Origin of the sequence: Salinivibrio sp. ML290, assembly GCF_001995695.1 — a bacterium.
GTDB classification, from domain to species: domain Bacteria; phylum Pseudomonadota; class Gammaproteobacteria; order Enterobacterales; family Vibrionaceae; genus Salinivibrio; species Salinivibrio siamensis.
On the sequence record NZ_MUEY01000019.1, the window covers coordinates 62922 to 70177 of the forward strand.

The 7256-nt window shown below is 52.0% G+C and carries 7 protein-coding genes; 3 read left to right on the top strand and 4 right to left on the bottom strand.

What is annotated here, in order from left to right; genetic code table 11:
- Nucleotides 1-60: 60 nt before the first annotated feature.
- Together BZG23_RS14770 and BZG23_RS14775 are read right to left on the bottom strand one after the other, a co-directional pair.
- Nucleotides 61-1047, bottom strand: coding sequence for a fumarylacetoacetate hydrolase family protein (locus BZG23_RS14770; protein ID WP_077607357.1), 987 nt, complete (start codon nt 1045-1047; stop codon nt 61-63).
- A 14-nt stretch (nt 1048-1061) separates the two neighbouring features.
- The gene (locus tag BZG23_RS14775; protein WP_077607358.1) at nt 1062-2201 is read right to left on the bottom strand and encodes a homogentisate 1,2-dioxygenase; all 1140 of its coding nucleotides are present in this window, start codon (nt 2199-2201) and stop codon (nt 1062-1064) included.
- Nucleotides 2202-2433: 232 nt separating this feature from the next.
- Here BZG23_RS14775 and BZG23_RS14780 point away from each other — a divergent pair, with 232 nt between their 5' ends.
- Nucleotides 2434-2922, top strand: a complete 489-nt coding sequence (locus BZG23_RS14780; RefSeq protein WP_241837223.1) for a MarR family winged helix-turn-helix transcriptional regulator — start codon at nt 2434-2436, stop codon at nt 2920-2922.
- Here BZG23_RS14780 and BZG23_RS14785 read toward each other — a convergent pair.
- On the bottom strand, nt 2892-4241 hold the full coding sequence (locus BZG23_RS14785) for an MATE family efflux transporter (RefSeq protein WP_077607359.1): 1350 nt from the start codon (nt 4239-4241) through the stop codon (nt 2892-2894). The two genes, BZG23_RS14780 and BZG23_RS14785, sit on opposite strands and share 31 nt — an antisense overlap.
- Nucleotides 4242-4459: 218 nt before the next feature.
- Between BZG23_RS14785 and BZG23_RS14790 the strand changes: the two genes are divergently transcribed.
- Together BZG23_RS14790 and groL are read left to right on the top strand one after the other, a co-directional pair.
- Nucleotides 4460-4750: a co-chaperone GroES gene (locus BZG23_RS14790; protein ID WP_046074554.1), complete on the top strand. Its 291-nt coding sequence runs from the start codon at nt 4460-4462 to the stop codon at nt 4748-4750.
- A 43-nt stretch (nt 4751-4793) separates the two neighbouring features.
- On the top strand, nt 4794-6443 hold the full coding sequence (gene groL / locus BZG23_RS14795) for a chaperonin GroEL (protein ID WP_046074555.1): 1650 nt from the start codon (nt 4794-4796) through the stop codon (nt 6441-6443).
- 78 nt (nt 6444-6521) lie between these two features.
- Here the strand turns inward: groL and BZG23_RS14800 are convergent, their stop codons facing one another.
- Complete coding sequence (locus BZG23_RS14800; RefSeq protein ID WP_046074556.1) at nt 6522-6854, bottom strand: SMR family transporter; 333 nt, start codon at nt 6852-6854, stop codon at nt 6522-6524.
- Between the last annotated feature and the right edge of the window lie 402 nt (nt 6855-7256).

Below are 7256 nucleotides of genomic sequence, written 5' to 3' on the forward strand. Positions count from 1 at the left end.
ACAAGCTCCTAGACGGCGTCAACGTCAAGCGCGCCTAGAGACTCTAGGCGCGCATCAAGGTTACTCCGGGATGTAACGGGTCACGGTTTGCTCAATGGCGCCGAAAATAGATGCCTCTTGGCTGTCGCGCATATCGATGGTGACGCTATCGCCAAAGGTCATAAACGGGGTTTTTGCCTCACCTTGGTCGATAATTTCCAGCATGCGCTTTTCGGCTAAGCAGCACGAGCCTTTGCTGCGATCGGTGTTGGACACAGTACCGGAGCCAATAATGGTCCCCGCACTGACATGGCGGCTTTTCGCCACATGCGCGACCAGCTCGGCAAAATCAAAGGTCATATCGACACCGGCGTCGGGTGACCCGAACCATTCGCCGTTGAGGGTGACATGCATCGGTAAGTGGACTTTATGATCGCACCAGTGATCGCCCAGCTCATCTGGGGTAACCGCCACTGGTGAAAATGCAGAAGCCGGCTTGGATTGGAAAAAGCCGAACCCTTTGGCAAGCTCGCCGGGGATGAGGTTGCGCAGTGAAACGTCGTTGACCAGCATCAGCAGTTTAATGTGTTGGCCCGCTTTGTCAGCACTAAGATGCATGGGGACATCATCGGTGACGACGGCAAGCTCGGCTTCAAAGTCACAGCCCCACGCATCATCGACCAATTCAATCTCGTCACGTGGACCGAGAAAGCCATCAGACATGCCTTGATACATCAGCGGGTCGGTCCAAAAACTCTCAGGCATTTGTGCGCCGCGTGCTTTGCGCACCAGTTCAACGTGGTTAACGTAGGCACTACCATCCGCCCACTGATAGGCGCGGGGCAGTGGTGAGTCGCAGACGCTGGGGTCAAAGGCAAAGGACTCACTGACTTGGTTGTCGTTGAGCGCGTCGTAGCGCTGAGTAAGTTTGGGCGCAAGGGTCGCCCAATTATCGAGTGCCGCTTGTAGTGTGGGCGCAATATCGTCGGCGTGGACGGCGCGAGTAAGGTCACGAGAGACCAAAATCAATTTGCCATCACGTCCGTGTTTGAGTGAAGCCAGTTTCATTGCTTTCTCCTTCGCTATTCTGCGTCACTTGGCGTGCGCCAAGAGTAAACATAATCGGTCAGTTCGGTGGCTTTCGCCGCGTCTCCCATATCAAGTGGTATGCGGGTATCGATCATCACCGCCACTTCATCGGTCTCTTTTTTCTGATGCTTTTTGCCCGCGGCAAAGGCTTTTGGGTGAGGACCATGTGGGAAGCCACAAGGGTGTAAGGTCACCATGCCGGCATCAATGTTATCGCGGCTGAAAAAGTCACCTTGGTGATAGAAAAGCACCTCATCATAGTCATCGTTATTGTGGTAGAAAGGCACCTTCAGTGCGCCAGGATCGGACTCGATCGGGCGGGGGACAAAGGTACAAATCACAAAACCTTGCGCGACAAAGGTGGTGTGCGCCGATGGCGGCAAGTGATAACGATGGCTCATTAACGGACGGATATCTCGCCAGTTGAGTCGGAATACGGTGAGGTTACCTTTCCAGCCCACCGCATCGAGTGGGTTGTAAGGATAGGTGACACGGTTAAGCTGCTGGCGCGATTTGATCATCACCTGCCAACTTTCGCTGTCGGATTGCTGAGCTTTAAAGCTATCGTCAATGCGTGCATGTTCTAACACTGCGGGGTCAAACACCGCATGTTCGCCGACAATGCCTCGTTCGGCGCTCATGTAGGAGCCGTGTGTCGCTTCAATCATCAACAAGGTGGTGGCCTCATCCGGCACCAGTCGCCAGCTGGTGGCGCGAGGAATGATCAAATAATCGCCTTTGCTGTAGCGCAAGTGGCCATAATCGCAATACAGCGAGCCTTCGCCCTGATGGACAAACAAGCAATCGTCGCCATCGCTGTTGCGTACCAGATAAGACATGGCGGTATCGGTGCGCCATAAGCGAACCTGAACGTTGGCATTGGATAACAGCACCGGTGCATCCATTGGCGACGTGCCTTGCGTTTCAACTCGGTTGGTGTCAAAAGCATGCGGTCGCAATGGCCCTTCCCACTCGCTCCAGCCCGTCGGGGGATGGCGGTGATACATATGACTGGCCGGGCCAAAAAAGCCTTCCTTGCCACACTCGCGTTCGTAGGTTCCCTCGGGAAAGTCGCAGTGGGCTTGACGAGAGGCATCCCCTTCACGAATGGGGAATGAAAACCACTTTCGCATAACTCGCTCCTTGTGCTGGGCGGCCGAGCTCACTGGGACCGCCAAATAGTTTCAAAAGAAACAATCTATCTGTTTATACTAGCGATCAGAGACGAGAAAAAGCAACGTGGTGTTAACAAATATTTTACCTTGTGTGTTCAGTATTTTTGCCGCTTAAAAACCTTAAGTGTAAACAAAGCACTACCTTTGCATCTTATCGAAGCCTCTCGTAAAGTAGGTTATATGATTTCACTTGAAACTAATTGATATGACCCTTCCTCATTTAACGCTCGATAGTTTTTTGCCTTATAAGCTGGTTCACACGGCGGAGTTGGTGGCAGATAGTCTTGCGGCACGTTATGAAGCAGAGTTTGGATTATCGCGTCCAGAATGGCGCGTGCTGGCCTCTTTGGGGGCACGGGATGGCGTGATGGCGAAAGATTTAGCCGCAGAAACACGGCTGGATAAAGTGAGAGTGTCGCGCTTGCTTACCCGTTTAGAGCAGCACCAGCTGGTAGAGCGACGCGCGTGCCAAGGTGATCAACGCGCCGCGTTAGTCCATTTGACCGACAAAGGCCGCACCCATTATCAGGCCATTGTTCCCAAAGTGCTGGAGTGGGAAAAAGCTATGCTCGAGGGACTCAGTGCCGCGCAGTATCAAGCGCTTTATCAGGCGTTAGACGCTCTGCAGCACCGCGTTCATGAGCTGGCTCAGACGGACAATGACGCCGCGAGTGTCTGACGGCGCAGCACCACGGCATACAGGTACGCCATAATACCGGCCAGTAGATTAGCAATGGCGATTCCCGCAAACAGGCCATGGGTGCCGTTGACCATGCCGCCCAGCCATGCACAGGGCACCAAGAAGACAAACAAACGGACGAGGTTGCAGGCGAACGAATGCAGCGAACGCTTCATCGCATTCAGGCCGCCGACCAATAACATCAAGGTGCCTTGTAAGCCGTAACTTGCCGGGACCACCATTAAATAGTGGGCAATTTCTTGTTGAACCCGTACATCGTCACTGAATACATCCGCAATCAAATCGATAAAAGGCCACAGCGACAAGTACAAGGCAAATTGAAACAAGATGGCAAAGCGCATCGCGCTAAACAGCGCTTGAAAGGCCCGTTGATGGTATTGCGCACCAAAGTTTTGCGACATTAAGGGCGTGAGCGATGACGTCATCGCCATCATCACAATTAATAAAATGGCTTCAATACGCTGAGCGGCGCCATAGGCGGCAACGCTTTCTGTTCCCTGTGAGGCGAGCATCATCATTAAAATGGCGCCTGCGGCTGGGTTTAAGGCATTGGTCATTCCAGCCGGCATGCCAATTTTGAGGATCTGACGCACGTCAGTCGCTAGCTTGGTCCATTGCGGCGCCATCAGCAGTCGCTCACGGCGAATTAGTATACTCAGCGCGGCAACTAATGCCCCCGCCCAACTGACGGCACTGGCGATGGCCGCTCCTTGCACTCCCAGCTCTGGAAATGGGCCCAAGCCAAAAATCAGTAAGGGGTCGAGCGCTCCATTAATCAGGCCGGAGACCATCATGATTTTCGCCGGCGTTTTCGTATCGCCCGTGGCGCGGATAGCCGCGTTCCCTGCCATCGGCACGACGAGCAATGGAATAGTGAGATACCACACCTGCATATAGTCGTGGATTAACGGCAATAAGTTGTCGCTTGCCCCGAGTGCGGAGAACACCGGATTGATGGTAGCGGCCCCTAACCAGCCGACGGCCATTACCATGAATACCGCCAAGATCAAACCGTGACTCGACACCCGCGCGGCATCTTGATGATCGCCCTGGCCGAGTAATCGCGCGACCAAGGCAGCAATACCCACGCCTAATCCGAGCGTGATGGAGTTGACCGCAAAGGTGATGGGAAAGGTGAAGCTCACCGCGGCGAGTGCTTCCGTGCCAAGCAGTGAAATAAAGAAGGTATCCACCACATTGAACATGATGATCGCGAACAGCCCAAATACCATGGGTACGGTCATCTTACGCAATGTGAGGTTGATCGGGGCGGATAGCAGCCCGTGTTTGTCGTTCATAATCGCTTATCACTGGGTTGGGACGGCTTACCCTAGCGGATCCTCACAATCGGAGAAAGTTGCCAGTCTAAAAAAACAAAAAAATTGCTGTAAAACCCTTGGGAAAGAAAAAGGGCGTCCCCACATAGGGAGTTACATCAGGAACCGGACGCATGTACGGCCTGTGTGCATACTTACTTCATCAAACGGAACATCATTACTAATTCAGGAGACGACCGATGAACATTCGTCCACTACATGATCGCGTTATCGTTGAGCGCCAAGAAGCTGAGTCTAAATCAGCAGGCGGCATCGTGTTAACTGGTTCTGCTGCAGAAAAGTCTACCCGCGGCAAAGTGCTGGCGGTAGGCAAAGGCCGTATTCTTGAAAACGGCAACGTGCAGCCATTGGACGTTCAAGTGGGTGACACTGTTATCTTCTCTGAAGGCTTTGGCACCAAGACGGAAAAAATCGAGGGTCAAGAAGTTCTGATCTTGTCTGAAAGCGACATCATGGCAATCGTTGAATAATTCATTTCACCTCCAATCAATAAATTAAGAAAGGAATAGAATCATGGCTGCTAAAGACGTTAAATTTAGTGACGACGCGCGTGCGAAAATGCTCGAAGGTGTGAATGTTCTGGCTGATGCCGTGAAAGTCACACTGGGCCCTAAAGGCCGTAACGTAGTACTAGACAAATCATTCGGTGCCCCAACCATCACCAAAGATGGTGTCTCTGTTGCCCGTGAAATTGAACTGGAAGACAAGTTCCAGAACATGGGCGCACAAATGGTGAAAGAGGTGGCGTCGCAGTCAAACGATGCGGCGGGTGACGGTACGACAACTGCAACTGTATTGGCGCAATCTATCGTCAATGAAGGCTTGAAAGCGGTTGCAGCGGGCATGAACCCAATGGATCTGAAGCGCGGTATCGATAAAGCGGTTGTGGCCGCGGTGGAAGAGCTGAAAAACCTGTCAGCGCCTTGCACCAGCAATAATGCCATCGAGCAAGTGGGCACGATTTCAGCGAACTCTGACCACACCGTTGGTAAGATCATCGCTCAAGCGATGGAAAAAGTGGGCCGTGACGGCGTGATCACCGTGGAAGAAGGTCAATCACTGCAAGACGAACTGAGCGTCGTAGAAGGCATGCAGTTCGATCGTGGTTACCTATCTCCTTACTTCATCAATAACCAAGAAGCCGGTAACGTTGAACTGGATAACCCATTTATCCTACTGATCGACAAAAAAGTGTCGAACATCCGCGAGCTGCTACCAACGCTAGAAGCGGTTTCAAAAGCGTCTCGTCCTCTGCTGATCATTGCAGAAGACCTTGAAGGTGAAGCGCTGGCGACATTGGTTGTCAACAACATGCGTGGCATCGTCAAAGTCGCTGCCGTGAAAGCGCCTGGCTTTGGTGACCGTCGTAAAGCGATGCTGCAAGATATCGCAACCTTGACGGCAGGCACTGTGGTTTCTGAAGAAATCGGCATGGATCTAGAGAAAGTGACGCTGGAAGACCTAGGTCAAGCGAAGCGCGTCACTGTCACTAAAGACAACACCACTATCGTTGACGGTGTCGGTGAGGAAGCGGCGATTGAAGGGCGTGTTGCGCAGATTCGTCAACAAATCGAAGAAGCAACCTCAGACTACGACAAAGAAAAACTGCAAGAGCGCGTCGCGAAACTGGCTGGCGGTGTTGCAGTGATCAAAGTCGGCGCAGCGACCGAAGTCGAAATGAAAGAGAAGAAAGATCGCGTTGAAGATGCTCTGCATGCAACACGTGCGGCGGTTGAAGAAGGCGTGGTTGCCGGTGGCGGTGTTGCCTTAATCCGTGCGGCGAGCAAAGTTGGCGAGCTGAAAGGTGACAACGAAGAGCAAAACGTCGGCATCCGTGTTGCACTGCGCGCCATGGAATCACCACTTCGTCAAATCGCGACTAACGCGGGTGATGAAGACTCAGTGGTTGCTAACAAAGTGAAATCTGGCGACAACCACTTTGGCTACAATGCATCAACCGGCGAATACGGTGACATGATTGAGATGGGCATCCTTGACCCAACCAAGGTGACACGTAGTGCACTACAGTTCGCTGCCTCTGTTGCGGGTCTGATGATCACGACGGAAGCCATGGTTACCGATCTGCCACAAAAAGACGGCGGTGCTGATATGGGCGCGGCTGCTGGTATGGGTGGCATGGGCGGAATGGGCGGCATGATGTAATCGCCTTTCCCTCAGAAATGAAAAACCCAGCTTCGGCTGGGTTTTTTCGTTGTGTGCTGCCAGAATCGATTTTAATCGTCAGTGTGTTGAAGTGGATGAGAATAAGTTCATCACGGCCACACCGGCAACAATCAGTGTCATCCCAATCACCGCCGGCGTATCGAGCTTCTGGTCGAACACCAACCAACCAATGAGCGCTATCAATGTCACGCCCGCGCCCGCCCATATCGCATAGGCGATGCCTACAGGAATGGCGCGTAAAGTGAGGGCGAGTAGATAGAAAGAGAAACTGTATCCCACTACCACTAATATCGAAGGAACGAGCTTAGAAAAGCCGTCACTGTTTTTGAGTGATGCGGTTGCAATCACCTCTGCCACAATAGCAAACCCTAGAAAAAGCCAATGCTTCATATCGATGACTCCCAAGTGAGAAACAGGTGAGCCATGCTACCAGCCAATTTTTATGATGTATGCCTCATTTTGAGTAGAGAAGAGTGAAAGACACGATCGGACATGTAAGCCAAGGTGAACACGAGCGGCAAAATATAGCAGGTAAAGTAGGCAAAATGTCTTGCTCTGTACGCTTTTTGTTCAGGTGACATTTTTTTTGCAAAAAGGGGTTGCGGGAAAAACTGAGATCTCTATACTGCGCTTCCTGTTGACGGGGCAACGAGACGCAAGTCACGAAATGCCAACCACTCAGTCAACACGCTCTTTAACAATTTGACCTATGCAATCTGTGTGGGCACTCGTTGAGAATAGACAAAAAGATTTATTCGATGAACTGAGTGACCAAACGACAACTTTTACAGT